Origin of the sequence: Nonomuraea sp. ATR24, assembly GCF_041950485.1 — a bacterium.
In the GTDB taxonomy this organism is placed as follows: domain Bacteria; phylum Actinomycetota; class Actinomycetes; order Streptosporangiales; family Streptosporangiaceae; genus Nonomuraea; species Nonomuraea ceibae.
The window spans coordinates 1-25,902 of sequence record NZ_JBGNUU010000041.1 but is presented as its reverse complement, the minus strand read 5'-3'; the positions used below and the strand labels follow the sequence as shown (position 1 = coordinate 25,902).

Sequence of the window (25,902 nt, the reverse complement as noted above, 5' to 3'; positions counted from 1 at the left end):
GCGATCTCCAAATACAACGCCCGCGGACCCGCCATCGACCGGACCACCTACAAAGCCACCATCAGCATCAACATGCTCCGGGCCAGCCCTTGACGCCACGACCCCAGCCCTAACTGAACGGCGTTGGTCCTAGTCCCACGCCTCCAGACCACACCCCACGCGGCCGCGGGCCCAGAGCACAAAGACCCGTGTCGGCGGGTCCATTATCACCTTCCGCCCTGCGAGGGCCTAGCGCAGGGACTTTCGCCCCTGGCGGCGAGCGCATCGACGGCATGGACTGAGAGTGTCAGGTTCCGCCTGAAGGGAGACCACCATGGACTGGCCCCTGGCGATCGTCATCATCTCCGTGGTTTTCGCTGTCACGGTGATCTTCACCTCGTTCATCGCTCGACCGAAGAAGTAGCGCCGGCGGCGCGGGGCGCACGGCACCCGGCGCCGTGCGCCCCCACCGTCTGGACAGCGAATCCCCTGTGCCGCCGCCTGCCTCTTCTCCGTTCATGGATGTAGGTCTCCACCCGCAGGTAGTACGCGACCTCCACCCCGGCCAGTGCCCGCCCCGTCCGCCCGGCGTCCGTGGCGCCACCGCCCGCCACCGCGTCCATCAGTGGATGCGCCGCGCTCTGCTGGGCTACGCCGACGCCCACGACGGTCTGGTCGGTGACCATACCTCACGGCTGAGCCCCTACCTGAGGTTCGGCTGCCTGTCACCGCTGAGACTGGCCCACCTGGCCGCCGGCAGCGAGGCGTCCGTCCGCCAGTCGTGCTGGCGCCACTTCTACCACCAGGTCACGTACGCCTTCCCTCGCATCAACCGGGGACGACTACCGCCCCCGCAGCCACCGCTGGCGCGACGACGAGGACGCGCTGCAGTCCTGGCGCAAAGACATGACCGGGCTGCCCATCGTGGAACGCCGGCATGCGCCCGCTCCTCGCCGAAGGCCGGATGCACAACCGGGCCCAACTCATCGTGGCCTCCTACCTGGTCAAGCTTCTCGGCATCGCCTGGCACGCCGGTGCCCGACACTCTTCGACCACCTGCTCGACGGAGACGTGGCCAACAACTCGGGCGACTGGCAATGGATCGCCGGCACCGGCGACACCCGACCCAACCGCGGCTCAATCCGCTGCGCCAAGCCCAGCGATGCGACCCGGCGGGCGACTGCGTACGATGCTACGTTCCCGGGGCTCGCCGACGTGTCCACCGCCCACATCCATCAGCCCTTGCGTCTGGCCGCACCACCGGACGGCTACCCCCCCCGATGCTCTGACCGACTGGTGACCCGATATCGGGCGGCCGCGTGACATCGACGCGCGGCGGAGCGATCATGACCCAGAAGCGATACGGCCGCGCCTTGACCCGAGGATGGGCGTGTCGATGACTACTCTGAGGCGTCGCGAGCGCAGGTTCGGGTAGTCGCAGCGCATGACGAAGAAGCGGAAGGAAGACCTGTCGGTTGGCGACGAGGTCACCTGGCGAAGCCATGGATCCACCGTCCATGGCAAAGTCGAGAAGAAGATCACCAGTAGGCGGAAGGAAGCCGGCCGTACCGTGGCCGCCACTCCCGACGAACCCCAGCACGTGGTGCGCAGCGAGAAAAGCGGCAAGAAAGCCGTGCACAAGCCGTCAGCCCTGCGAAAGGACGAAGGCTAGCGATGACCGAGGAGGAGCGGGCGATCGCGGCGGAGTTCGGCCAGGCGGTGAACATGACCGCCAAGGAACTGGAGCACTGGCTCACCACGGATGAGTCCAAAGCGGTCGGGCAGAAGGACGACGGCGGCGAATCCACAGGCCACGAATCGGGCCGCAAGATCGTCGACCTGCTCCACGCGAAGAAGTCGTCCCTCACCGCCCAGGACTACGCTCACATGCGCAAGGTGATCGGCTACATACACCGGCACCTGGCGCAACGGCCTTCCGGCGACGTCCGAGAGTCCAGATGGCGCTATTCGCTGATGAACTGGGGCCATGACCCGCTGAAATGAGCCGGGTCCCCGGACCGAGCCGCCACGTCACCGCCAGGGCGGCCGAATCCCGGTGGACGGAATCCGACATCGCCGAGCGCAGGTCACGGTGCCCCCGGCGTGCGAACTGTGACCCCGGAGGGTACGAGGCTCGCCAGGATCGATCGGTGGCCGGCGAGCGCCCGACGTGATCAGCCGCCCTCTCGCTGCCGGAAAGCATCGGATCGGAGGAGTAGCGACGCTCGCGCGGACACTCCGACTTTGATCATGGCGCAACGACGGTCACGTCCGCGGGATGCATTCGCACCGTCGTCAAGCGCACCTCCATCACGCTCCGGCAGGACATGGACCTGTCTAGGGCCGGTCGGTCTCATACAGGTGAGCGCTTCGGGGCAGGGGCTACGTGAGGACGTCCAGCCCTGGCGTCAGCCGGGCCCGGGACGGTGCGACGGAGGGGATGGCCCTCACGATGGAGGAACAAGATTATGGAAGCCAAACAGTGGACGGTACAGGTTTACCTGGCCGAGGACGGCGATGACACTCACGCCCGGGCGGTATTGAGCACTCAGGACGGCCAGGAACGAATGACCGGCACGGGTCACGCCCGGCGCAACCCGGCCGACCCGTCAGTGCCGGAGATCGGCGACGAACTCGCGGCCTCACGGGCGCTGACCAACCTTGCCGATCAGCTCGCCATCGTCACGCAACATGACATCACCAAGGTCGCCGACGCGCCGGTCCCGAGCCGATCGTGGTGATTCGGGAAGTAGAGCGAATCTACCGCCATGGCGGCCGCAGAGGTGCGTTTCAGATGGTCGAGGCGTGCGTCGATCCGCAGGGTGTCTGGCACCGGGAGTATCGGGATCCGGCGCGCGACCGCTACCGGAGACGCAGCACCTGAGGCTGGTCCGGGGGCGCTGGCCGGTCCGGCTCAAGCCGACTCGGTAGGCGTACTGGGCCGCGCTGGTGCAGGCAGACTGCGCACGCAAGCGACGGTCAGCGCGAGGATCGCGGCTAAGTCGACTGGCGTCGGCGCCGCAGCGCGAGCCCGAGGGCGGCGGCCGCCACCGCGCCGGCGGCCGTCAAGACGGTCCAGCCACTGTGCAGCAGCGCCGGCGGCGCCTGCTGAACCAGGACGAAGGTACTCATCGTCAGGACGAACCAGCCGAACGCTCTGCGCAGCCGGTCCGCGTTGAGGCGGCCGGCCAAGGAGCCGCCGACAAGCCCGCCGGCCACGGCCGCCACGGCAACCGGGAGCGCAAGGGACCAGTCGACAGGGACGCTGTGCAGGTATCCGGCCAGGCCCGCCAGGGACTTCATCGCGATGACGACCAGCGAGGTGCCCACCGCCACACCCATGGGCAGGCCGCCGAGGAGAACCAACGCTGGGACCACCAGGAAGCCGCCTCCGGCGCCGACGACCCCGGTCACCAGACCCACCGCGACGCCTTCGGCGACCACGTGCAGGATGGGCAGTTCCCTTGAGGCGGATGCGGCCCGGCGGGTGGGGCGGTCTCGGATCATGGCGGCTGCGGTGGCGAGCATCATGACGGCGAAGCTCCCCATCAGCAGCGCTTCGGGGAGGTGTGGTCCGATCAGCCCGCCTCCGTACGCGCCCGCCATCCCGGCAGTGCCGAAGATCAACCCGGTGCGCCAACGGATCCGTCCGGCTCTGGCGTGGCCGATGGCGCTGACCGCGCTGGTGACGGCCACGACGAACAGCGACATGGCGATGGCCTGCTTGGTCGGTACACCGGCGAGATAGACCAGCACGGGGACGGTGAGGATGGACCCTCCGCCGCCGAACAGGCCGAGCGTCATGCCGACCACGACGGCAGCGGCAAGGGCCAAGGTGATCATAATTACCCCCGGGGGTATGGCTGAGTCACAAAAAGTCATTCGGCATCGTGCGCGGGACGCCGGCGTAGGCGGGCGATGGAGATCTCGGCATCCACACCGCCGGCGCGGTTGTATGGCAGGCTGGCCAGGAGCATGCCCATGCCGCAGGTATCGGTGACAGCCGCAAATGTCAGGCCCGCGCCGATGAACGCGGCGACGAGCACGGCGGCCGGTACCCAGAGGCTCGCCATGACCGAGCCGAGCACGATGCCGCCGGCAACGAGCCGGACCTGCCGCTCCAGCGGCCAGCGTGGCCGTCCGCGGATCGCCGGCGCGCCGGAGGCGATCCAGGCGTTCATGCCGCCGTCCAGGACCGAGACGTCGGGCATCCCCGCCTCGCTGAGTGCCGTCCTGGCACGCTCGGCGCGACCACCGGACTGGCAGATGAGCAGCATGCGACCTCCGGCATCGGTCACGATGCGCCGCAGGTGGGCGTCGACCTGGTCGAGAGGCAGGTTGATGGCGCCGTCGATGTGGGCGGACTCGAACTCCGCAGGGGTGCGGACATCCACGACAAGAACGTCGGGGTCGGTCGCGATCAGCGAACGGGCGGAAACCGCATCGATGTGGGACACGAATGTTCTCCTAACAGGGCGATGTGTGCTGAATGGAAGTCAGGCGGCCTGACGCTGGTGGAGCGCTGCCACGACGTCGGGGACGCCAGCGCCGGTGAGCACGAGCGGCCGGTAGCCCTCTCGGGCCAGGAGGCCGGCGGCTATGTTCGCGCGGCGGCCGGAGGCGCAGGCGACGAGCACGGGCCTCTCCGGGTCGAGTTCGGCGGGGATGCCCTGCTTGATCAGGTCGGGCAGGAACCGCTCGACCGCGCCCGGCAGCCGGATCCGCTCCCGCTCGCTGTGCATCCGGACGTCCAGGAACTGGGCATCGGGTTGTGCGAGTCGCTCGACGAAGACGTCGAGTTCGGCCAGTTCGTAGGCCTGTGTGGCGGCTCCGCCAAGGTCACGGACGACGCCGCGCACGGTGTCGATCCCGATCTGGGCGAGCTGGGTGACGGCCTCCGTGACGTCCTGGTCGGCCTCGGCGACCAGGGTGATCGGCTCGGCGTAGGGCAGCAGCCAGCCGGCCCAGCTGCCGAAGTCGACGTCCAGTTCGATGCCGATCGACCCGGGGAGCATGCCAGTGGCCTGTGCCTGCCGAGGGCGGATGTCGACGACCTGGGTGTCCTGGGGAACGGTGTCCAGGACGGGGACGCGAACCGGGGGCATGGGGGGCACGCCGAGCGTGTTGGCCGGACCCATGTGCTGGTAGAAGGTGGGCACGGGCATGGGAGCCGCGAGCAGCGCGTCGGCGAACTCCTCCGGGTCGTCGATGGCCAGCATCGGATTGCCGTCGCGTTCGGCCGCGATGGAGGAGGTCAGCCTGCCTGCGCCGGTCGCGGTGCAGAACGAGCCCTCGCCGTGGGTCGGATACAGGCCGATGCCGGGCGGCAGCGAGGCCAGGCGGTGCAGGGAGCCGTACTGCAGACGGGCCAGGGAGCGGGCCCGTTCAGGACCGAGCAGGTCAGGCCGCCCGGCCGAGGCGACGAGCAGGCTGCCTCCGGAGAAGAGCGCCGCCGGTTCGCCGTCGACGAACACCAGATAGCTGGTGTGCTCGGGGGTGTGGCCAGGCGTATGGACGGGGCGGAGAGTCAAGCCGTCGCCGCCGTCGATGTCTTCCAGATGGAAGGCGGGCGTGTGCCGGTAGGCGGGTGCGGCGGCGGCGGGCAGCACGAGTTCGGCGCCCGTGCGCAGCGCAGCCTGCTCACCGCCGGAGACGTAGTCGTTGTGGAGGTGAGTCTCCAGCACGAGCCGCAGCTCGACGTCGCGTTCGGCGGCAACGCGCAGGAAGCGGTCGATGTCGCGCTGGGGGTCGACGAGGACTCCCTTGCCCTCGTGCGTCAACAGGTAGGTCTGGTCGCCAAGGCCGGGCGTACGGAACGAGATGACGTCCATTATCCCTTCACTCCTCTCAATACCCCCAGGGGTATGCGGAAGGCAGAAAGATGCGGCCACGGAGGCCCCGTGACCGCCAGTATCAGGCGAGCGCCAGGAAGAGCTTCTCCAGCTCCGCCACGCTCATGGGCGGCCGATCGCCGCGGCCCTGCGCATCCTGGCAGTGCCGCAATCCCGTCGCGACGATCTTGAAGCCGGCCCGGTCCAGCGCTTTCGAGACGGCGGCGAGTTGAGTGAGCACCTTCGTGCAGTCTTCGCCCGCCTCGATCATCGCGATCACTCCGGCCAGCTGGCCATGTGCCCGCTTCAGTCGGGTCAGCGCGTCGCCCACCATGCTCTCGTTCAGCTCCATGCTTGGAGCATACCCCCAGGGGTACCTGAAAAGGCAAATCACATGAGAACAGGTCAACGCCACGCCAAAGCAGGCTGGAGCCGGCTCCGATGGCGTAGCCCGGGTTCTCTCCCTGACCGATGCGTGCTCGCGCATGGTGTTCCCGCTGCCGTTCGACGTGTCCGGGCTGCCTTTTCGCGGTTACAGGATTCGTCGGACGAATGCGCGGGCGTGTCCCGTTTGGGATCCGGCGTCCGATGGTTACCGTGAGGATGCGTTTCGGATCGTGTGCAGCCGGGTCCGCTCCTCCTGCGAAGACTTGCTATGGCGACAGAAGGAGATGCGTGCATGGACACGATGACCTCGCACATCGTCCAGGCGCGCGAGCTGGTTGACCGGCAAGCGGCCAGTCTGCATCGGAGGCCCGGCCGACGGCGGGATGCCTGCGGGTTCGGCGAGCCGGTGACGACGCTGCCCTCCTGGAGCCGGGCCGGCACGGCGCTGCTGGACGTCGGGCGGCGCGTGGGGCCCGCGCGTGAGATCCTCTCCCGGCCGCGGGTCGCTGGCAGGGCGGCGGAGCGAATCATCGCCGTGGTCGAGGAGGCGTTCATCGCGCTGGATACACCGCCTGATATCCCGCCGGAAGCCAGACAGGTGTTGACGCAACTAACCGCGCTGCGCACCGCCGGGGATGTCTGATGAGCCCGGTGGTGGTCGTCGGGGCGGGCCTGGGAGGGCTGTCGGCGGCCGTCCACCTGGCCGCGGCCGGCCGGCCGGTCAGCGTGGTGGAGGCGTTCGACGTGCCCGGTGGCTGCTGCGGCACCGTGCGCCTCGGCGCGTATCGCTTCGACGCCGGTCCATCCGTGCTGACCATGCCCGGCCTGCTGGCCGAGGTGTTCGGCGCGGCCGGTCAGGAACTGCGGAGCTGGCTGCCGTTGCGCCGGTTGGACCCGTCGTACCGGATGGTTTTCGACGACGGGTCGCGCCTGGACGTGCGGCCGGAGCGCGAGGCGATGACCGATCAGGTACGCGAGGTGTGCGGGCCTGCGGAGGCGGCGCGCTACGAGCGGTACCGGCGGCTGCTCGACGAGATGTTCCGGGTGGAGTGGCCGGCGTTCATCGACGCGGACATGACCAGGTTGCGCGCTCTGGTCCGGCCTGCGGCGCTGCTGCGGCTGGCCGCGCTGGGCGGTTTCCGGCGGCTGGACCGCCTGGCCGCCCGTCACTTGACGGACCCGCGGCTGATCAAGGCGCACACCTTCCAAGCCCTGTACGTGGGGCTGTCTCCGCAACGGGCGCTGGGCATCTACGCCGTCATCGCGCACATGGACACCGTCGGCGGCGTGTACTTCCCCGAGCACGGCGGCATGAACGCCATTCCGGTGGCCATGGCGGCGCTGCTGGAGAAGCTCGGCGTAAGCATCCGCTATGGCGTGCGAGCGACAAAGGTGGAGACCGACGGGGACGGCGTCACCGGCGTCCTGCTGGAGGACGGCGAACGGCTGCAGGCCAGGCACGTGGTCGTGGCGTGCGACCGGCTGGCGGCCCGCCGGCTGCTGCCGGACCTGGCGGACGACTGGCGGCTGCGCCGCCCCCGCCACTCCCCCTCCTGTCTGGTGATGCACGTCGGCCTTGATCGCCCCCTGGCCGATCAAGCGCACCACACGCTGCATTTCGGGCGGGCCTGGCGGGAGACGTTCACGGCGCTGGAAGCGGGCCGTCCACAGCCGGACCCGAGCCTGCTGGTCACCAGCCCCGAGCCGGACGGCGAGGCCGCGCCGTCCGGGCACGCCACGCTCAGCGTTCTCGAACCGGCGCCCAACCTGCGACACGCCGACTGGGACCAGCTACGCCCCCGGATGGAGGCTCGGCTGCTCGGACGCCTGGCCGACCTCGGTTACGGCGACCTCACAGGCGCACCCCGGCTGGTACTCGATCCGCCCGCCTGGGCGGCACGCGGGCACAGCGCGGGCACCCCGTTCGCGCTCGACCACCGCCTCACACAGACGGCGTGGCTACGCCCCTCCGCCGTCGCCCGGCGGGTACCGGGGCTGCACTTCGCCGGCATGTACACCGCACCCGGAGTCGGAGTTCCTCCCGTGCTGATCTCCGGCCGGCTCGCCGCCCAGCGCATCCTCGAGGGGGCCCGTTGACGCTCACCGCCAGCTACGAACGCTGCCGGCGGCTCCATGCCCGCTACGGCCGCTCCTACTATCTGGCCACGCGGCTGCTGCCGCAGTGGAAACGGCGGCACGTACACGCTCTGTACGGCTTCGCCCGCTACGCCGACGAGATCGTCGACTCCTTCACGATGACCGACGATCGAGCCCGCGCGCTGGACGCCCTGGCAGCCCGCGTCGAGGGCGGGCTGGTGGGGGCCAGACCGGACGACCCGGTGCTGCCCGCGTTCCTGCACACCGTGCACTCCTTCGGCATCGGCCATGACGACATCGGAGCCTTCCTGACGTCGATGCGCGCCGACCTGTCGGTGACCCGGTACGCGACCTACGACGACCTGCTCGGCTACATGGCCGGTTCGGCCGCCGCCATCGGCACGATGATGCTGCCGGTGCTGGAGCCGGCGCCCGGCCGTGAGGAGGCGGCCCGCGAGCCGGCGCGCCAGCTCGGGCTGGCCTTCCAGCTCACCAACTTCCTGCGGGACGTCGGAGAAGACTTCGCCCGGGGCCGCGTCTACCTGCCGACGGAGGACCTGGACAAGTTCGGGGTGCGGGTGGAGGACCTGGGCGCCCGCCGTACCGGGACCGCTCTGCGGGACCTGCTGGCCTTCGAGTCCGGGCGCGCGCGTGACCACTACCGTGCCGCCGTCCTCGGCATCGATCTGCTCGTCACCTCGTCGCGGCCGTGCGTGCGCGCCGCCTTCGATCTGTACGGCGGCATCCTCGACGAGATCGAGCGCCGCGGCTTCGAGGTCCTGGCGGATCGGGTACGGGTTCCGCGCCGGCGCAGGGCGGCCGTGTTCGCCCGGCATCTGCTGGCCTCCGCCGAGGCGGGCAGGGCCGAGCGCCGTGTCCGCATGGAGCTCCCGTGACCGTCGGGCTGCCCGTGGTCCTGGACGCCATGGGCGGCGACCACGGGCCGGCCGAAACGGTCGCCGGCGCGGTGCTGGCGCAGCGGACGCACCACGTGCCGGTCATCCTGGTCGGCGACGAGCCACGGCTGACCGGCGAACTGCGCGGGCACGACGCCATCGGCGAGGTCGCGACGGTGCACGCCGAGGACACCGTACCGATGGCCGAGCGCGGCCCCGGCGCCGCGGCCCTGGCGACCTCCAGCCTCGCTGTCGGCTGCCGGCTGGTGAGCAGCGGGGCGGGAGGCGCGTTCGTGTCGGCCGGGTCCACCGGCGCGGTGGTCTCCTGCGCGGTGCGCGGCATCGGCCGGTCAGGCGGCGTGCTGCGGCCCGCTCTGGCCGTGGCTCTGCCGTCGCTGCGGGGCGGTGCGAGCGTGCTGGTGGACGCGGGCGCGACCGCAGATCCGAGTCCGGCCATGGTCGCCCAGTTCGCCCTGCTGGGGACGGCTTACGCACGGACCGTCCTCGGCCGTGCCGACCCGGTGGTGGGCTTGTTGTCGATCGGCTCCGAGCCGGGCAAGGGCAACCGGCTGACCCGCCGGGCCGAGGAACTGCTCGCCGGGTCGCCGCTGCGCTTCCACGGCAACATCGAGGGCCATGACGTGCTGGCAGGGACGGTGGACGTGATCGTCACGGACGGCTTTACCGGCAACGTCATGCTGAAGAACATTGAGGGCTGTGTCCGCACGACGCTGACCATGGTCGCCGAGGCCGGTATCGCCTCCGCGGACCGGCTGACCGAGGTGGCACGCCGCTACTCCCCGGAAACCCACGGCGGCGCCGCCCTCCTCGGCCTGCTCAGCACGGTCGTCGTCGCGCACGGTTCCTCCCGGGCGGCGACGATCGCCCGCGCCTGCGCGGTGGCGTACGCGCTGTCGGGACAGAACCCGGTGGCAGGACTCGAGGCCGTGGCGACGGAGCCGGTGCCGTGACCGTCTCAGCGCAGCGGGTCGACACCGTCCCAGGCGCCCTCGCTGCGGTACGGGACGAATCGGGCGAACAGCTCCTCGGCGTACCAGTCGTGCGCCCGTACGCGCTCGATGACCCGCCGGTGCGCCTCGCCGCGGTAGGCGAAGGCGCGCACCGCCTCGCGATCGCGCCACAGCGAAAACGTCGCCTGCCGGGCGAGCGGCCACTCGCCCATGCCAACCGAGGCCAGGCAGCCGTCCTGCCGCCGGAGCAGTTCGTCGACCGGCGGCACCGACCGGTAGAAGGCGACCAGGCGGCGTGGCCGGATGGACGCCCTGGTGAGCACCGCGACCGACCCCTCTCCGTCGTGCCGGGCGATCGGCCCGGCGAGGGGCTCACGTCCCGACCAGGAGCCGTGCCAGCTCACCGGGATCAGCCGCACGTGCCAGCTCTCGGCCGCCTCCGTCCGCCAGCGGGCGGCGACCGGCGAGGCGCGCAGGAATGCCTCCAGATCGCTCTCGGCGCGCCAGAACGCGAACAGCGCCCACCGGCGCAGGTCGGCGCCGAGCGACATGGCCCGGCCCCGGCCGGTGCCCAGCAGCCGCCAGAACAGCAGCCCGCCGGCGCTCCGCAGCAGCGGCCGGTCGAAGGCCATGTGCCGCATCGCGCGGGCGCTGTTGTACCGGACGAGGTGGAACGAGGCGATGGTTGAAGTTCTGGTGGCGGTCATCATCGGTTACCTGCTCGGCTCGGTGCCGGTCGCGGTCCTGGTGGCACGGCTGCATGGTGTCGATCCGCGCGACGTCGGCGACCGCAACCCCGGGTACTGGAACGTCAAGGAGCACCTGGGCGGGCGCGCGGCCGTACCGGTGTTCGCCGGCGACATGCTGAAGGGCACGCTGGCCGCCCTGGCGGGGCTGCTGGTGAGCGGCGCGCACACCACCGCGCTGGGCACCGTGGCAGGACCGAGCGTGGCGCCGGTGTACCTCGCCGTGGCGGCGGCCATGGTGGGGCACGCGTGGCCGGTCTTCGCCGGTTTCCGGGGAGGCCGCTCGATCCTGACCTTCGCGGGCGGCATCGCGATCATCTGCCCGCCGGCGTTCCTGCTGGCGGTGGCCGCCCTGGCGGCCACGGCCCTGGCGCTGCGCTCGTTCGCGGCGGGGGCGCGCCTGGCGGTGTTCGGCGTGCCGCTGCTGCAGCTGCTGTTCGCGCCCGCGGAGGTGGTGGCGGCCACGGGGGCGCTGATGTGCCTCATCGGGCTGCGCTTCGGTCAGGCAGCGCTCGCCGCGCGCCGCCGCTGACGTCCCGCGCGCCGCCTCCCGCCCGCGGATAGGTGCGGCCACGCCAGGTCCGTACGGGCCGCAGCGTGGCCTCGGTCAGCCGGAACGCGCACGCCGGGTCGAGCAGCGGCGACAGCAGCAGGCCGACGCCGGGCTCCCGGTAGCTGCGGCGCAGCGCGCCCGTGAGCAGCAGCCGCACGGCGAGCAACGTCACGTCCACGCCGGTGGGCCGTCCGGCGGCCAGGCGGAGCACGGGCAGGGCCCCGGTCAGCCAGACGACGGCCAGGTCGGCCGCCTGCCATCCGGGCGAGGTCACGTCACGCAGCGGCAGCGAGCGGCCCCATTCCCGCCACAGCTCGCCGGCCGAGTCGTGCATGTCGACCTCCAGCAGGGCGCAGGCGTCCAGGAACCCCACCGTCCAGCCCTGTCCCGCCAGGCGCCTGGCCAGCGCCACGTCGTCGGTCATCCGGTCCCGGACCAGCGCGAACCCGTCGGCCTGGGTCATCCGGTCCCGCCGGAAGGCCATGCACTGGCCGTTGGCGACGACCCGGTGCGGCGGCGGCGGGCTCGCCGGGCCGACGGGCCCGAACCGGTAGACCAGCGTCGTGAGCATGGCGGCGTGCAGCGCCTCTTCCAGCACGCCGTCGCAGGTGAACCGGGGCGCCGCGCTCACCAGATCGTACCGCTCCAGGGCCCCCGCCAGCGCGCCGAACAGACCCGGGTCGGGACGGGCGTCGGCGTCCAGCGTGACCACGACCTCGCCGGCCGCCGCCGCCACCCCCTGGCGCAGCGCCCACTGCTTGCCCACCCAGCCGGGGGGCAACGGCCCGGCGGTGACCACCTCGGCCCCCAGCTCGGCCGCCACTTCGGCGGTGCCGTCGCGGGACCCGTCGTCGACGACGATCACCTCGCTGACGGCCGGAGCCGCGAGGACCGCGCGCAGGCACGGGCCGATCCTGGCGGCCTCGTCGCGGGCGGGGATTACCACGGACACGGTCACACCGGCGCCATCCTGGCCGGGCGGCGACGGCCGGAGCGGCGGCTGCCGGCGCCGGCCTCGCGCCAGCCTGCCGGCCACGACGGCGGCCGCGACCAGTTGGGCGGCGGTGAGCGGCCTCATCCCGCCCCGCCGGCCGGGCCCAAGGTGGGAAAATCCCGCGCCACCAGCCCGGCCACGATGCGCGCGCCCAGGGTGACCATCGGCAGGCCACCGCCGGGATGCGCGGAGCCGCCGACCAGGTACAGGCCGCGGCGCGGGCCCCGGTTGCCGGGACGCAGGAACGGCGCGAGCCTGCCCCGGCAGGCGCTGCCGTAGATGGCGCCGCCCCAGGCGCCATAGCGGTCCCGCAGGTCGGCCGGGGTGAACACGTCGGCGAACCGCAACCGGCCCGCCAGGTCATGGCCCCGCTCCGCCAGTCGCTCCAGCACCAGATCGCGGTACGCCGGCGCCCCGATGGGCCATCGGCCTGGATCACGGGCGGGCACGTTGACGAGCATCGTCCAGTTCTCCGCCCCTTCCGGGGCCTGGGAGGCGTCGTCCACGGCCGAGCATCCGAGGTAGACGGTCGGATCGCGGGGCGGGCTCCCGCGGTCGAAGATGTCGGCGAACTCGCGTTCGTAGTCGGCCGAGAACAGCACCGAGTGATGCGGCAGCCCCGGGGTGCGCCCCTCGACCCCGGCCAGGATGAGCAGCGCCGACGACGAGCGCCCGAGCCGCGCGATCCTGCGCAGCCGTCGGCGGTCCGGCAGCAGGCTGCCGTACAGCGCGGCGGCGTCGGTGTTGGCCGCCACGACGTCGGCCCGGACACGCCCGCCGCTCGCCAGCCGCACCCCCGTGACGCGCGACCCGTTCGCCTCGACGGCGGCGACCGGCTCGGCCAGGAAGACCTGCACCCCTGCGGCCTTCAGCAACAGCGCCAGGTCGTCGGCGAGCCGGGCCAGGCCGCCGGGCGCGTACCAGACCCCCTGCCCATGCTCCAGCGCCGGGACGCACCCCAGCGCGGCGGGCGCGCGGTACGGGCTCGACCCGGCGTAGGTGGCGTAACGGCCGACGTACTGCCGCAGCCGGGGGTCGCGGAAGTAGCGCCGGGCCAGCCCGTGCAGCGTGCGCGCGGGGCTGACCGCGAGCAGGTCCGAGAGCCGGGCCGCCTCTGGCCGCCGGATGAGCGGCCCGGCGAACACGGTCCGGTGCGCCGCGTCCGGGCACCGCCGGGCCCAGGCGTGGAAGGCGCGCCAGGGCTGCCCCTCCCCCGGGGCCAGCCGCTCCACCTCGGCCGCCATCCGGTCAGGATCCCGGCGGGCGTCCAGCACCGTCCCGTCGGCGAAGCGGTAGCGGCACAGCGGCTCCGGCTCGACCAGCTCGCGCCCCACCCCCAGCTCACGGAACAGCTCCGGCATGGTCAGGAGCGAGGGCCCGAGGGAGAAGGCGAACCCGTCCCGGCGATGCTCGGCCAGCTTGCCGCCCAGGCGCGGCAGCTGCTCGTACAGCCGGACCTCGTGCCCCTGCCGGGCGAGCAGCAGCGCGCACGCCATGCCGCCCACGCCGCCGCCGATGACCGTCACCTCCGCCATGACCGCCTCCAGGCCGGCGCGGCGAACGCGCCCATCGTGAGCCCCCCGGCCACCGCCACCAGCAGGTCGGGCGGCTCGAACACCGCCGCGAACGCGACCGTCTCCATGACCGCCATGACCGTGTACAGCACGAGAAGCCCGCGTCGGTGTGTGCTGCCGCCGCACACGCGCCCGACAACCAGCATGACCAGCGCCGACACCAGCAGCCAGCCCGCGAAGTTGCTCAGTGGGACACCTCGGTAGAAGCCGTCCTGCGCCCACGTCCACAGCCCCAGCCGGACCATCTGCGGATCGAGGAACAGGTCCCACGCCGTCAGCGCGCCCGCGCCGGCGCACACCCGCGCCCACCCGCCGCCCGGCGCGACGGCGCCCGCCACCGCGTACGCCGCCAGCCCCATGCCGCCCCAGGCCAGCGCCACCGCCACGGGAACACCGCCCACCTGCGGCCACAGCACGGCGCTGTAGCTGTACGCGCCGAACGGGAACCCTGTCTGCAGCCCGACCACCTCGGCCGCGTATCCGGTCAGCGCCGCCGCGCCGAACGCGGCGGCCGCCCTGCGCGCCCCCCACGCTTCCGCGGCGAAGGCCACGGCACACGCGGCCAGCAGCCCCACGATCGGCCCGGTGAACCGCTCGGGCCTGGCATCCAGCCCCGAGGCCACCTGCACGCCCGCCATCGCCAGCAGGAACACCACGCCCAGCGCGCGTGCCGGCCTCAGCGCGGCACGCGTCACCCGTTCATGTGATGTCTGTCGCACACCGTGTCCTGGTGTCTGTTCCAGACCGTGTCCTCCGGAGCGGCCGCGCACATGGATCCCCGTGCCCGGCCGCGCGCCAAGTGATCACCATGACGGTGCGAGCATCAGGACAAGGATCGCTCCCGGCGCCGGCCCGCGGCGGCCACGTTGACCGGCATCCGGCCGAAGATCAGGCCGTGAAAGGGCGAGATCGCCTACCGGTGGAGGTGGCCGAGGAACCTGTGCGGGTGAATGATCGCCCGCTGGGTGGAGACCGTCCGGCCGCATGGATGCTGGTCCTGCTCCTGGTGCGTGCTGTCACGGGCGGCGCCTCCGCCGGCCCCGGTGGCGAACCGGCTGCGGCGATCCAGGAACGAGGCACCAACCGATCGCGGCAAGGCCATGAAAGGCACGAGTCGCCGGTCGACCGCAGATCAGGCCACGCACAGGTGGCGCGCCGGGGACACCGCGAGCAGCGCCTCACCGGACTCACCATCACAAATATGCCGTTCGCGCCATTTATCCCATTTTGGGCCGTATGTGACTCCTACATGTCGATGCTCGCTTGAGACTGAAGACGAGAGACCCACGGTCCGGAACCGGACCACTTCACGCCGAGCGGGTTCTCCGCCGGTGACTCCGAGGAACTGCAGAAGGGACCATCGTGAAACACCTGCTGATCGCGGCGGCCTTGACGCTGACCGCCACCATGGCCGGCGCCAATGGCGCATCCGCCGCCTCTCCCACGCCGTCACCTGCCCCAGAAGGCAGTCCGTTCGGCCCAGCGTGCGCCGCCATCGAAGGCAGCCTCGCCGGCATCGCCGACCAGCCGGTGGCCACCGCCGCCACCCAGGTGCCCGAGCTTTCCACCCTTGCGGACGCGGTCAAGCGGGCCGGCCTGGTGGAGAAGCTGAACTCCGCCGAGGACATCACCGTGTTCGCGCCCACCAACGAGGCGTTCGAGGCAGTTCCGAAAGAGACGCTGGACCAACTCCTGGCCGACAAGGAGCAGCTCACCAACGTCCTGACCTACCACGTGGTCGAGGGCAAGAAGGCCGCCGCGGACCTGGCGGACGGCACACTCACCACGATGTCCGGCGGTGCGCTGACTGTGAAGGGCTCGGGTGAGGACATCACGGTCAACGACGCGAAGGTGGTCTGTGGCGACGTGCCGACGAGCAACGCCACCGTTCACATCATCGACGAAGTCCTGATGCCCGAGTAGCGCAACGGCTCGTGCCGGAGGGCGTGGTCACCTCCATCGCGCCCTCCGGCACCCGAGACGTGTTGCAAAGCATCGAAGGGGTGACCGGCAGGCCCGGCCTGCAGCTCGGTGGCAGGCCGGATCAGTTGAGCTGCCAGATGGCCGCATTGAGCGCGGCCGCGAAGCTCACCCACAGCAGGTACGGCATCAGCAGGAGGGCCGCGCTACGGCGCAGGCGCCAGAACGCCACGACGTTCACAATGATCGCGAGCCACAACAGCACGATGCCGCCGAAAGCCAGCCCGTATTGCCCAGCGGCGAAGAACGGCGTCCAGGCGGCGTTCAGCACCAACTGCACGGCATAGACGCCAAGCGCAGGCGTCCACCCGCGCACCCTCCACACCAGCCAGCCGGAGACGGCGATCATGCCGTAGAGCAGTGTCCAGACCGGGCCGAACAGCCACGCCGGTGGCGCCCACCCAGGCTTGGCCAGCGCGAGGTAGTCGCTGCTCGCGTTCGCCGAAGCCAGCGACCCGACAGTCGCCACGAGTGCGACCGCGACGACGAACAACGGCAGTGCGGCGAAGCGACGGATTGCAGGGCTCGCGAGCATGTGGCTCACTTCCTCTCTCAGGGGCATAGGTCGGTCAGTGCCGCCTGGGCGGCGCGCCTGCCGGAGACGAGCGCTCCCTGGATGGAACCGGTGTCACGATGATCGCCACAGACATAGCGACCGCTCGCGAGCCGTACGGGGCGGCGCAGTGACAGGGGCGGCAGCATCGCGGGCAGAGCGTCCCTGATCGCGTAGGTCGCCAGGTGGCGCCACCCTCGCGTGTCGCCGTAGATCTCTTCCAGGCGGGCTCGGAGCTGCGGTTCGTGGTCATCACCGACGACGCCGAGGACGGAGGTGGAAATGAGCGCCCGGCCGTCGGCGGCATACTCAGGAGCGGCGTCCGTGAGCACCAACGTGTCAGCAAGGTGGCCTTCGGCGTCGATGATCTGGGTGGCCTCGCCGAGGGGCGATCGAGGTGCCGCGTGATAGAAGGTGGTGACCGACCGCATCGCAGGAGCCCGCACCTCGGGAAGCAGGTCTGCGGCTGAGCGCGGATCCGTGGCGACGATCACCGCAGCGGCCGCCATCTCATGTCCGTCCCGCAGGAGGACGCCGTCGTCGGTTATCGCTTCGACCGGCCTCCCCAGGTGCAGGGCGCCGCTCGGCAGGCGAGTGGCGAGCTGTATCGGTATCTGGCCCATGCCCAGAGCGGGCAACCCGATGGTGCCGCGTGCGAAGGACCGCCATACCAGGTGGAAGAACGTGCTGGAGGTCTCCAGCTTCCGTTCCAGAAGGACCCCCGACAGGAACGGCCTCAGCAGCTGATCGATCATCGCCTCGGAGATGCCCCAGTGTCGCAGCTCCGACCGGGTCGACCGCTCACGACCGCCGCGCAGCAAGGCGGCAGGTGCCGCCATGTCGCGGAACGTCATCGCACCCAGTGCGGCCCAGTCCTTCAGTGAGCCGACGCCGGACAGAGGGCCGCTGAGCGCGTGGCGGGGATGCTTCCACGGGAGCATCACCCGGTGCAGACCGCCAGCGCCGAAGATGAGCATGCCGGAACTGAATGACCGGAGCCGGAGCGCCTTGATGTCCAGTACACGCCCGGCCTCGGGATATCCGGTATTGAAGACCTGGAATCCACGATCCAGGCGATAGCCGTCCACCAGATCGGTGCGCATGCGGCCTCCGACCCCATCGGCGGACTCCAGGACCCGGACGTGCACGCCGGCCTGGTGCAAGCGCAGGGCGCACGCCAGGCCGGCGATTCCCGCGCCGACGATGATCGCTGTCGGCCTCGCTGCGCCCACAGCGCTCAGGCCGCCGTTCGTGACACCGGGGAGGGCAGCCACATGCCCGGACGGTCACAGGCTGCCCCGCTGAGCCATCCGCGGGGCCTCACGAACGAGACTTTGGTGGCCTGCTCCTGCCTGGAGGCCGCGCTGTACGTCAGGACGCAGTCGCGGCCGCAGGCACGCCCTACGTCGTGAATGTCGGCTCTCATCATTCGCTCCTGTCTTCTTCGTACTGCCATGCCCGTGGACACGCCTCGCAGTCTCCTTTCAGCGCAGGCTGCCTCCCATGCCTCCTGTCGTTCACTGGCGCAGTCCGTGTGCCGGAATGAGCCGCTGAGTAACCAGTGGCTGCTGGCGCGGGTGGCGTGCAGGTCCTCGCCCAGTTGGTCGCCTACATGCCCACCCGCCATGAACCGGATGTTCCACACAGCGCCGATCCCGATAGCGGCTGCTAGATCATGTGAGAGTGGCGCCATAGGCCGGCTCGCGCAGGGTCGCCACGGCACTTGCCTGGGCACTGCAGTGGGCCGGGCCCCGGCCTGGACGATCTGCCTGGACAGAGAGCCGCGAACATCGGCGACCAGAACGCCGCAGACCGTCTCCTGCCCCAGTGACGGTCACCTCCGCCCGGGACGTGACAGCCCGCCATCCTCATGGTCAGCGGGCGTGCTCAGGGCAAGCAGGTTTAGGCCAAGACTTTCATGTCCCGAGGGCCTCATCTCGTCAGCCAGGGGAACGGCTCATGCGGCAGGCCAGAGAATCCCTCTTTCCAGGAGGCAGTAGTGAGCGATGCACATGCCGGTCGGCCCATCCTGGTCGGCTACGACGAGTCGCCCGAGAGCCACTACGCGCTGCGCTGGGCAGTCGAAGAGGCTCGACTGCGGAAGCTCCCCGTACTCGTCTGCCATGCCGTGCACTGGCCCTACGCCCTCAAACCCGCTGTGCAGGAAGTGCTCGCCCAGATGGAGCAGGTCGCTCGCGGCGTCGTAGAAGAGGGTCTCCGCCGGGTCCGCGACTTGGCTCCGGAGATGGATGTCCAGCCGTTGCTGGGCAGGGGCACGCCCTCGGCGGTGCTCGTGGAGGCGGGACGCGAAGCGGAGCTCACAGTGCTCGGGTCTCGCGGTCAAGGAGGATTCGACGGCCTGCAGGTGGGGTCCGCCGCCGTACAGGTGCCCGCGCACAGCAGCAGGCCGGTCGTCGTCGTACGGCCGCCCCTCCTACCGCCGAGCAGCCAGGGTGCCCGTATCCTGGTCGGCCTCGACGGTTCGTCCGCCAGTCTGGCGGCTTTTGACTTCGCTCTGGACGAGGCCGCGCTTCGCGGCGGCACGTTGAGGGCCATGTGCTGCTGGGGAGACTGCGGATCATCGTCCTGGCACGAGCCACTTCCGTTCGTGGATTCACACGCTCTACGCAGGGGTGCGGAAGCCCGATTCCGCGAAGTCGCACTTCAGCGGGCCGGCAGGTATCCGGAGGTATCCGTGACGACCGAGTTCGTGACCGAGCGTCCGGAGCGCGCGCTGATCGAGGCGGCCAGAGATTCGACGCTTCTCGTGCTCGGCAACCGGGGAAACGAGTCGCCCGCCTGCCTTCTGCTGGGACCGGTCACCCAGGCGGCGCTGCTCGGTTCATGGTGCCCGGTCGCAGTGACCCCCGCCGCTCAGCCAAAACCGCGGATCCCGCCGGAATGATGTGACCCAGCTGCGCCATCGCGAAGGCGCGCGGCAAGCCGGCGTACCGAAGCGGTGCTCCTCGACCGCGCCTACGCCCATGGCAATTCCGCGAATGCGGATCTGCCCGCTGATGGCCTGCCGTGGCACCGAACACCAGCTTCGGCCTGGGCGAACAACGCTGGGTCGGTGAGCAGACCCTCGTCCTGCTGCCTCTGCATCGCAAGCTCACCACGTCGCACCACGACGTCTGCGGTGAGATCACGGGCGATGACGAGCCGAGGTTCGGTTACGGCCAAGGACGGCGGCCGCTGTGGAACGAGCGTGATCGCGATGCTGAGCGAATCCGGGACGCACTGCGTGCTGCGGGGCTGATGGAGTTCAGCGATGGCCGATCCAGCCACGGCGGTCAGGCGGTTGATCAACACTTTGAGACTGGCCCTAGCCGGCGCAGGTGGTGGCCGCCTGCACCGACTCCAGGAAGCGCTCGGCTGCGGACGGCGAGCTGGGCGGACACTGCCCGGCGAGAGCCGGTGTGACAGATAATGCAGCTTCTGTGTCACAGGGCCGTGTCGCCGGACCGGGGCATTGATCGACGAAGCGCTCGATACCCGGTCACACGTGCGGCGATTGCATCGTCACATTATGTGCTGTCAGGGTGGTGGGGCGGTCACCAGGCTGGAGAGGGACGGGGCCGCGATTCGTGGGGCGGCACCTGGTCCCGCGAGGCTGCGGCTGGGCGGGGGCCGCCATGCAGATAGGGGTGCCAGTAGGAAACGTGTCATGAGCCCCAAACGGCATTGATCTTGCAAGTCACCGATCCAGGACCGCCGAGGCGGTAAAGATTTGAGATGGATGCCGTCTGATCTCGGCGTCGGCGACCTTGTCGTCCAGCAACGCGTAGAGCTGGGTGGTTTCGGTGGAGGCGTGGCCCAGGTGGCGGCGCACGGCCTCGATGGAGGCGTCGGCGTTGATGAGTTCGGTGGCGTGGGTGTGGCACAGTTGGTGGATGTCGATCTCGATCCTGGACTGCGTGCAGTAGGTCCGCCAGCGGGGGTGGGCGGCGTCGTAGGACAGCGGCCCGCCGCGGCCGTTGGTGGAGGCGCGGCACAGCGGCCCGGCGGTGTAGCCGGCGCGGGCGAGGTAGAGCTTGAGCAGGGTGACGTAGCCTCGGTCGTCGAGAAGGACGGTTCGGATGCTGCCGCCCTTCCGTGGATGCGGACGTGTTCGTCGTCCAGGCGCAGGTCGAGGTCTTCGACGTACAGGCCGCACACCTCCGAGGCGCGGGCGCCGCACACGTAGGCGGTCTCGAACAGCACCCGATCCCGCAGCCGGTCCAGCGGTGTCTGTTGGCGCGGTCGCCGTGAGCAGATCACCGCGAGCACCTTGGTCACGTCGGCCGCGCCGGCCGGGCGGGGCAGGCTCTTGGGCACCTTGACGGTGTCGATCCGGTCCATCAGGTTGGCCTGCAGGAGGTCGTGGCGGACGGCCTACTTGGTGAAGGAGGCGACGGCGGCCCGCTTGCGCTTGCGGCTGGCCGGAGACAGCTCGGCGAGCTCGGCCAGCAGCGCCCGGACCGGCGCGGCGGTCAGCTCGGCGAGGTCCTCGCCGTGGTGGGCAGCGAAGGCGATCCGGTCGCCGCGGTAGGCCCGCCGGGTGTGCGCCGACTTCCCGGTGTTGGCCAGGTCGGTGAGGAAGTCGTCGAGGTGCCGGGCGAGCGGGTGGGCGCGGCCGAGCTGCTTGGCGATGACCGGATCCATCGTGCCGGCCTCCATCATCCGCGAAGTTGCCGGATAGCCGGGACACGAAACCTGCCTGCGGGCGACGGCCGCCCAGGTCGCGCTATACCGGTGATCGCCGTCTTGCCAGATGACAACGGTTATCTAGGAAGCCTTGCTGGGTGAGCGCACGGCGCTAGACCGTGCCGGCGCCGCCTGGGTGGTGGGGCGCCTGGTGTCCACGTTGTCGGTCAAGGTTTTGAGGATGCCGGGGAGTTCTGCCACCGTTTCGGCGGGCAGGCCGCCCACGGTCTCCTCCGCCAGAGCGCACCAAAGCTGCTTGACCTGGTCGGCCAGAGCTTTGCCGCTGTCGGTGAGTTCGACGATGCTGGCGCGCTTGTCAGAGGGGGCAGGTGTGCGGCGGATGTGGCCGCCGGCTTCGAGCTTGCGGGTCATGAGCGTGACGCTGGGCGGCTCGCAACCGAGCGCCTCGCTGAGCTGTGCCTGGATCATCGGGCCGGTCCGGTCGAGCTCGAGCAGGAGCGCCTCCTGACCGGTGTGCAGGCCGAGCGGGGCCAGCAGCGATGCGGCCCTGGCTCGGTGGCGCAGGCTCAACAGGCGGATGGCCTGGTTGAGGGCGTCGGCGTGCTCGAAGTCCATGGGCTCCTCCTTGACACATTGGTTATGCACATAACTATTATGCACGTAACCAATCTTACTCGACAATGAGGAGCCGGGCATGACCGTGAAGGTCGCCGTCATCTACTACAGCGCGACAGGCAGCGTGCACGCGCTCGCGCAGGCCGTCGCCGAGGGCGCCGCCTCGGCCGGGGCCGAGGTGCGGCTGCGGCGGGTCGCCGAGCTGGCTCCCGACAGCGCGATTGACCAGAACCCGCTGTGGCGGCAGCACGCCGACGCCGCCGGGTCAACCCCTGAGGCCTCGATCGATGACCTGGCGTGGGCCGATGCATTCGCGTTCGGGACGCCGACGCGGTTCGGCGCTCCTGCCGCGCAGCTCAAGCAGTTCATCGACCAGGCCGGCGGGTTGTGGCACGAAGGCGGATTGGCCGACAAGCCGGTCACGGCCTTCACCTCGGCATTCAACCGGCACGGCGGCAGCGAGGCCACAATCTTGTCGCTGGGCAACGTCTTCTACCACTGGGGGGCGCTGATCGTTCCGCCCGGATTCACCGATCCGGCCGTGTACGCCGCCGGTGGCAACCCCTATGGCACCTCGCATGTGACCGGCCCAACTGGAGACGGCCCGGACGCCGCGGTGCTGGAAGCGGCCAGATACCAGGGGCAGCGGTTGGCCCGGATCACCATCCGGCTGCTGGGAAGCGGGCGCGTCACTGATGCCGCCGCGGGCAAGGGAAACGCCCGCGAAGCCCTGGCCGCTACGGCCTCCCGGACCGCGTGAGCGGCGGGTTGGCCAGGAGTAAGTCATGACAACCAACATCGAGACGCAGCGGGCCAGGCCGCACACCGGGCCCTCCTGGTTGGTCCTGGCGTTGGCGTGTGCCTGCCAGTTCATGGTGATCCTGGATTCGTCCATCGTGAACGTGGCCCTGCCCTCGGTCCGCGAGGACCTTGGCTTTACACCCACTGGCCTGGCCTGGGTGGTGAACGGCTACCTGCTCACCTTCGCCGGCTTGATGCTGCTGGGTGGCCGCGCCGCCGACCTGTACGGCCCGCGCCGGATGCTGGCCGCGGGGCTGTTGTTGTTCTCCGCCTCGAGCCTGGTCGGCGGCCTGGCAACCGCTCCGGAGGTCCTGGTGGCGGCCCGCCTCGCGCAGGGCGTCGGAGCCGCCATGATGGCCCCGGCGACGCTGGCCGTGATCAACACCAGCTTCACCGAGCCGAACACACGTGCCAAGGCATTCGGCGCATGGTCCGCCGCAGGCGGTGTGGGCGGGCTGGCCGGCGCGATCGCGGGCGGCGCCATCACCACCGGCCTGTCGTGGCGGTGGGTCTTCCTCATCAACGTGCCCATCGGCGCGATGCTGATCGTCGCGGCGATAATGTCGCTGGCCGGTACGCGAAGCAGCCGGCGAGAGTCGCTCGACTTCACGGGCGCGGTCACCGGGACGGCGGGGCTGGCCGCGCTGATCTACGGGGTCATGCAGAGCGCCGATCACGGCTGGTCGTCCGGGCTGGTCATCGGGCCGGTTGTGGCGGGCCTGCTCCTGCTCGTCGTCTTCACCGCGGTGGAGGCGCGCCTCGCCACCCAGCCGATAGTGCCGCTGCGGCTGTTCAAGATCCGGGGGGTGGCGGTCGGTAACGGCATGCTGCTGCTGTTCGGCGGAGTCACCATCGCGATGTGGTACTTCACGTCGCTCTTCCTGCAGAACGTCCTCGGCTACAGCGCGCTTCAAGCCGGGCTCGGGCAGACACCCGCGGCGGTGATGTTCATGGTGATCGCGCGGTGGGCCGCCGTCTTGCTGCCACGCACCGGCGTGCGGCCTCTGTTGCTGTCCGGCAGCGCTGGTTTCCTGGCCGGATTCGGCTGGCTCTCCCTGGCTCATGCCGGCAGCGGCTATGGCACCAGCGTGCTCGGGCCTACGCTGCTCATCGCGGTCGGCATCGGGCTGACCTTCCCCACTCTCATGGCCGTGGCGACCGCTGACGCTCCCGAGGGCGATGCGGGGATCATCGGAGGCCTGGCCCAAACCGCCAGCCAGGCGGGCGGGTCGATCGGCCTGGCGGTGCTCGCGACGGCTGCCGGCGCCAGAGCTGCGTCGGAGGCCGGCGCGGGCTCCCCGACCGCAGCCCTCGCCGCCGGATATGGCCTGGTCTTCCTCATGGCGGCCGGGCTCGGCCTGGCCATCGCGGTGGTCAGCTTGCTCCTGCCGCGGCACCGGCGCGGCTGACCGCCGCCGACGCCGCGTGCTCACTCGCCGCACCCCTGTGTCCGCGTACGACCTCACGTGGCGGTGCATGTGAACCGTCCTGGATTCAGTTCCAACTTCTATTGGAGGATGGAGCCATGCCAGGTCAGTTCCCGCCGGAGTTTCGGCAGCGCGCGTTGCGGCTGCTGGCGAGGGCCGGGAGAACCACGAGTCGGAGCACGAGGCGATCAAGGCAGTAGCGTCGAGGCCGGAAATCCGGATGAAACGAGAACGTACGCTAAGCCCGTTCGCCCAGGCCGTGGCGGGTTCACAGGCGGGGTCCGTTGCAAGGCACAGCAGGGTGCATCCTGGCGGGTGGGTCCGCCGGGGGCACATTGCTGCTGTCGGCGGAGCTCATGCTCAAGCAGGCAGGCGATCCCTCCATGGGGGCGGTGGCCATTTCCCCACAGACTGACCTCACCCTCTCCAGCCCGTCCATCGATGCAAACGACGGCCAGGACTTCGTTGACCGGGCTGCGCTCGACCACGTCCGCACCCCAGATCTGGCCTGGGCGCAGCCGGACCGAGCACCTCAGTCTCCCCTCCCACGGCGAGCTTGACGGGCGGTGCCCTGCGTGAGCTCGTTTCTTACCGGCACCCCAGATATGCCGCAGTGGACGGATCACTGGTGTGCATCCGCCGTCGGTGCGGTCAGCGTTTCGGGCCTGGCCTTGGGCGTGGGCGCTTCGGTGGCGTGGAAGACCGCGAGGATCTCCCCGATCTGGTGATCGCGTTCCAGCGGATGGCGTAGCGGCAGGGACGGGTTGAGCTGGTAGCGGTTGCGCCGCCCCTCGCGGATAGCGGTCAGGTATCCGGCGGCGACCAGGTCGGCCAGGATGCGTTGCGCGGCCCGTTCGGTGATGCCGACCCGGGTGGCCACGTCGCGGATGCGCACCCCGGGGTCGCGTGCGATGCACAGCAGAACGTGGGCGTGGTTGGTCAGAAACGTCCAGTCCGGCATGTCTTTCAGGCTAGAAGCACGACTGTCATATCGCGAAACAGAAGACATGATATGCACGACCGGCGTGCTCAGCGGCGGGTGACCAGGGCGACGCCTTGATGGCCGGCCAGGGCTTGCGGGGTGGCGAAGGCGATCCAGCCGCCCCCGGCCAGACGAGTTCGATGAGCTCGTCCATGGCGTCCTCGATGACGTCGCGGTGGTCGATGTCGGCGGCCGGGGTGAGGGTGTCGCCGTCGTCGGACAGCCGGGCGGGGTAATGGAGCGAGTCGTCGACGGCGAGCATCTCGGGCCTCCTGTTGCGAGCGGCCCACTGGCGGCCGGCATTCCGGACGCGACGCGGCCGGCCGCGGTGCGCTGCTGGAACAGGGCAAGCGCTTCATCTTGGCGGCGGTGCAGGTAGGCATCGAGCACCGTGCGGATGTGGGCGGTCAGCTCGGCCGGCCGGGGGCGGCCAGGTTGCCGGTGACGATGCCGGCCAGCCGCTGACAGTTGGCCGACAGCCGTTTGAATGCTGCGGTGGTGCGCTCGTCGCCGACGAGCACCAGCGGAGCGGGGTGCAGGCGCAGGTCGGCGCCGAGGGCGGCGTCGACCTGACGGAAAAGTCGCCGGCGGAAGACTCCCGGCTGGGCCGGTCGGCGCGGCCGCGGCCGCGTGTGGGGGTGCGGCCCGCTGACATCGGGAAGGCCGAGGTGGCGGCGGGCAGTAGGGTGTCGGCAGCGTCTCCAGCAGCCGGGCTGCCCGGGGTTGAGGGCCAGCACTAGGTGCAACGCCGTTCAGTTAAGGGAGAGGGCTGTTCGTCAAGACCGGTGAACAAAGCAGCGGAGCCGCTGTAGAAGAGGTCTGTCACTCCAAGACATCCTCACCACAGGAGCTCCGCTGTTGGAACAGGT

29 protein-coding genes and 1 pseudogene are annotated in these 25,902 nt (G+C 70.5%); 14 read left to right on the top strand and 16 right to left on the bottom strand.

Features of this window, described 5'->3' with window-relative positions:
• Positions 1–904 precede the first annotated feature (904 nt).
• From ACBI99_RS45380 to ACBI99_RS45365, 4 genes and pseudogenes are all read left to right on the top strand, one after another.
• A pseudogene (locus ACBI99_RS45380) lies at positions 905–1,302 on the top strand (FAD-binding domain-containing protein); the annotation flags it as partial.
• Positions 1,303–1,423: 121 nt separating this feature from the next.
• On the top strand, positions 1,424–1,651 hold the full coding sequence (locus tag ACBI99_RS45375) for a DUF2945 domain-containing protein (RefSeq protein ID WP_219508898.1): 228 nt from the start codon (positions 1,424–1,426) through the stop codon (positions 1,649–1,651).
• 2 nt (positions 1,652–1,653) lie between these two features.
• A complete protein-coding gene (locus ACBI99_RS45370) occupies positions 1,654–1,983 on the top strand; it encodes a DUF3140 domain-containing protein (RefSeq protein WP_375075394.1) in 330 nt (109 codons plus the stop codon).
• Positions 1,984–2,447: 464 nt separating this feature from the next.
• On the top strand, positions 2,448–2,720 hold the full coding sequence (locus tag ACBI99_RS45365; protein WP_219508895.1) for a DUF1876 domain-containing protein: 273 nt from the start codon (positions 2,448–2,450) through the stop codon (positions 2,718–2,720).
• A gap of 256 nt (positions 2,721–2,976) precedes the next feature.
• Here the strand turns inward: ACBI99_RS45365 and ACBI99_RS45360 are convergent, their stop codons facing one another.
• From ACBI99_RS45360 to ACBI99_RS45345, 4 genes are all read right to left on the bottom strand, one after another.
• The gene (locus ACBI99_RS45360) at positions 2,977–3,822 is read right to left on the bottom strand and encodes a sulfite exporter TauE/SafE family protein (protein ID WP_375075393.1); all 846 of its coding nucleotides are present in this window, start codon (positions 3,820–3,822) and stop codon (positions 2,977–2,979) included.
• 35 nt (positions 3,823–3,857) lie between these two features.
• Positions 3,858–4,436 (bottom strand): rhodanese-like domain-containing protein, encoded by a 579-nt coding sequence (locus ACBI99_RS45355; RefSeq protein WP_219508892.1) that lies wholly within the window; start codon positions 4,434–4,436, stop codon positions 3,858–3,860.
• A gap of 39 nt (positions 4,437–4,475) precedes the next feature.
• Positions 4,476–5,810: a rhodanese-like domain-containing protein gene (locus tag ACBI99_RS45350; RefSeq protein WP_375075392.1), complete on the bottom strand. Its 1,335-nt coding sequence runs from the start codon at positions 5,808–5,810 to the stop codon at positions 4,476–4,478.
• Positions 5,811–5,892: 82 nt separating this feature from the next.
• Positions 5,893–6,162 (bottom strand): metal-sensitive transcriptional regulator, encoded by a 270-nt coding sequence (locus tag ACBI99_RS45345; protein WP_219508889.1) that lies wholly within the window; start codon positions 6,160–6,162, stop codon positions 5,893–5,895.
• A gap of 327 nt (positions 6,163–6,489) precedes the next feature.
• Between ACBI99_RS45345 and ACBI99_RS45340 the strand changes: the two genes are divergently transcribed.
• The 4 genes from ACBI99_RS45340 to ACBI99_RS45325 are packed head-to-tail and all read left to right on the top strand — an operon-like array spanning position 6,490 to position 10,161.
• Positions 6,490–6,840 (top strand): hypothetical protein, encoded by a 351-nt coding sequence (locus ACBI99_RS45340; RefSeq protein WP_375075391.1) that lies wholly within the window; start codon positions 6,490–6,492, stop codon positions 6,838–6,840.
• Positions 6,840–8,294, top strand: a complete 1,455-nt coding sequence (locus ACBI99_RS45335) for a phytoene desaturase family protein (RefSeq protein WP_375075390.1) — start codon at positions 6,840–6,842, stop codon at positions 8,292–8,294. Before ACBI99_RS45340 ends, ACBI99_RS45335 begins: the two co-directional genes overlap by 1 nt.
• Entirely contained in the window at positions 8,291–9,190 is a 900-nt protein-coding gene (locus tag ACBI99_RS45330) for a phytoene/squalene synthase family protein (RefSeq protein ID WP_219508884.1), read from the top strand. Before ACBI99_RS45335 ends, ACBI99_RS45330 begins: the two co-directional genes overlap by 4 nt.
• On the top strand, positions 9,187–10,161 hold the full coding sequence (locus ACBI99_RS45325; protein ID WP_375075389.1) for a phosphate acyltransferase: 975 nt from the start codon (positions 9,187–9,189) through the stop codon (positions 10,159–10,161). The genes ACBI99_RS45330 and ACBI99_RS45325 overlap by 4 nt, the downstream gene beginning before the upstream one ends.
• 5 nt (positions 10,162–10,166) lie before the next feature.
• Here the strand turns inward: ACBI99_RS45325 and ACBI99_RS45320 are convergent, their stop codons facing one another.
• Positions 10,167–10,871 (bottom strand): spheroidene monooxygenase, encoded by a 705-nt coding sequence (locus ACBI99_RS45320; RefSeq protein WP_375075388.1) that lies wholly within the window; start codon positions 10,869–10,871, stop codon positions 10,167–10,169.
• Here ACBI99_RS45320 and ACBI99_RS45315 point away from each other — a divergent pair.
• Positions 10,843–11,439, top strand: coding sequence for a glycerol-3-phosphate acyltransferase (locus tag ACBI99_RS45315; protein ID WP_375075387.1), 597 nt, complete (start codon positions 10,843–10,845; stop codon positions 11,437–11,439). The two genes, ACBI99_RS45320 and ACBI99_RS45315, sit on opposite strands and share 29 nt — an antisense overlap.
• On the opposite strand, the gene ACBI99_RS45310 is transcribed toward ACBI99_RS45315, so the two are convergent.
• The 3 genes from ACBI99_RS45310 to ACBI99_RS45300 form a co-directional block, all read right to left on the bottom strand.
• The gene (locus tag ACBI99_RS45310; RefSeq protein WP_375075386.1) at positions 11,390–12,412 is read right to left on the bottom strand and encodes a glycosyltransferase; all 1,023 of its coding nucleotides are present in this window, start codon (positions 12,410–12,412) and stop codon (positions 11,390–11,392) included. The genes ACBI99_RS45315 and ACBI99_RS45310 overlap by 50 nt on opposite strands.
• Positions 12,413–12,534: 122 nt before the next feature.
• Positions 12,535–13,989: a phytoene desaturase family protein gene (locus ACBI99_RS45305; protein ID WP_375075385.1), complete on the bottom strand. Its 1,455-nt coding sequence runs from the start codon at positions 13,987–13,989 to the stop codon at positions 12,535–12,537.
• Entirely contained in the window at positions 13,977–14,723 is a 747-nt protein-coding gene (locus tag ACBI99_RS45300) for a carotenoid biosynthesis protein (protein ID WP_308125939.1), read from the bottom strand. The genes ACBI99_RS45305 and ACBI99_RS45300 overlap by 13 nt, the downstream gene beginning before the upstream one ends.
• A gap of 664 nt (positions 14,724–15,387) precedes the next feature.
• Between ACBI99_RS45300 and ACBI99_RS45295 the strand changes: the two genes are divergently transcribed.
• Complete coding sequence (locus ACBI99_RS45295; protein ID WP_372455389.1) at positions 15,388–15,951, top strand: fasciclin domain-containing protein; 564 nt, start codon at positions 15,388–15,390, stop codon at positions 15,949–15,951.
• Positions 15,952–16,072: 121 nt separating this feature from the next.
• Here the strand turns inward: ACBI99_RS45295 and ACBI99_RS45290 are convergent, their stop codons facing one another.
• Together ACBI99_RS45290 and ACBI99_RS45285 are read right to left on the bottom strand one after the other, a co-directional pair.
• The gene (locus tag ACBI99_RS45290) at positions 16,073–16,543 is read right to left on the bottom strand and encodes a TspO/MBR family protein (RefSeq protein ID WP_375075397.1); all 471 of its coding nucleotides are present in this window, start codon (positions 16,541–16,543) and stop codon (positions 16,073–16,075) included.
• Positions 16,544–16,560: 17 nt separating this feature from the next.
• Positions 16,561–17,793, bottom strand: a complete 1,233-nt coding sequence (locus ACBI99_RS45285; protein ID WP_375075396.1) for an NAD(P)/FAD-dependent oxidoreductase — start codon at positions 17,791–17,793, stop codon at positions 16,561–16,563.
• Positions 17,794–18,560: 767 nt separating this feature from the next.
• Between ACBI99_RS45285 and ACBI99_RS45280 the strand changes: the two genes are divergently transcribed.
• Positions 18,561–19,466: a universal stress protein gene (locus ACBI99_RS45280; protein WP_219508880.1), complete on the top strand. Its 906-nt coding sequence runs from the start codon at positions 18,561–18,563 to the stop codon at positions 19,464–19,466.
• 792 nt (positions 19,467–20,258) lie between these two features.
• Here the strand turns inward: ACBI99_RS45280 and ACBI99_RS45275 are convergent.
• From ACBI99_RS45275 to ACBI99_RS45265, 3 genes are all read right to left on the bottom strand, one after another.
• Positions 20,259–20,717, bottom strand: a complete 459-nt coding sequence (locus tag ACBI99_RS45275; RefSeq protein ID WP_375075384.1) for a tyrosine-type recombinase/integrase — start codon at positions 20,715–20,717, stop codon at positions 20,259–20,261.
• A 218-nt stretch (positions 20,718–20,935) separates the two neighbouring features.
• Complete coding sequence (locus ACBI99_RS45270) at positions 20,936–21,205, bottom strand: site-specific integrase (RefSeq protein ID WP_219508876.1); 270 nt, start codon at positions 21,203–21,205, stop codon at positions 20,936–20,938.
• A 123-nt stretch (positions 21,206–21,328) separates the two neighbouring features.
• Positions 21,329–21,823, bottom strand: coding sequence for a MarR family winged helix-turn-helix transcriptional regulator (locus ACBI99_RS45265; RefSeq protein ID WP_246645818.1), 495 nt, complete (start codon positions 21,821–21,823; stop codon positions 21,329–21,331).
• A 79-nt stretch (positions 21,824–21,902) separates the two neighbouring features.
• Between ACBI99_RS45265 and wrbA the strand changes: the two genes are divergently transcribed.
• The 3 genes from wrbA (at position 21,903) to ACBI99_RS45250 (ending at position 24,611) form a co-directional block, all read left to right on the top strand.
• A complete protein-coding gene (gene wrbA / locus ACBI99_RS45260; RefSeq protein ID WP_219508874.1) occupies positions 21,903–22,583 on the top strand; it encodes an NAD(P)H:quinone oxidoreductase in 681 nt (226 codons plus the stop codon).
• Between the two features lie 25 nt (positions 22,584–22,608).
• Positions 22,609–24,033 (top strand): MFS transporter, encoded by a 1,425-nt coding sequence (locus ACBI99_RS45255; protein WP_375075383.1) that lies wholly within the window; start codon positions 22,609–22,611, stop codon positions 24,031–24,033.
• A gap of 302 nt (positions 24,034–24,335) precedes the next feature.
• Positions 24,336–24,611, top strand: coding sequence for an alpha/beta hydrolase fold domain-containing protein (locus ACBI99_RS45250; RefSeq protein ID WP_375075382.1), 276 nt, complete (start codon positions 24,336–24,338; stop codon positions 24,609–24,611).
• Positions 24,612–24,673: 62 nt separating this feature from the next.
• Here the strand turns inward: ACBI99_RS45250 and ACBI99_RS45245 are convergent, their stop codons facing one another.
• The 3 genes from ACBI99_RS45245 to ACBI99_RS45235 form a co-directional block, all read right to left on the bottom strand.
• Positions 24,674–25,012, bottom strand: a complete 339-nt coding sequence (locus ACBI99_RS45245) for a winged helix-turn-helix domain-containing protein (protein ID WP_219508869.1) — start codon at positions 25,010–25,012, stop codon at positions 24,674–24,676.
• 25 nt (positions 25,013–25,037) lie between these two features.
• Positions 25,038–25,295 carry a hypothetical protein gene (locus ACBI99_RS45240; protein WP_219508868.1) on the bottom strand — a complete coding sequence of 86 codons (258 nt, stop codon included), beginning with the start codon at positions 25,293–25,295 and terminating at the stop codon, positions 25,038–25,040.
• 145 nt (positions 25,296–25,440) lie between these two features.
• Positions 25,441–25,770: a hypothetical protein gene (locus ACBI99_RS45235; protein ID WP_375075395.1), complete on the bottom strand. Its 330-nt coding sequence runs from the start codon at positions 25,768–25,770 to the stop codon at positions 25,441–25,443.
• Between the last annotated feature and the right edge of the window lie 132 nt (positions 25,771–25,902).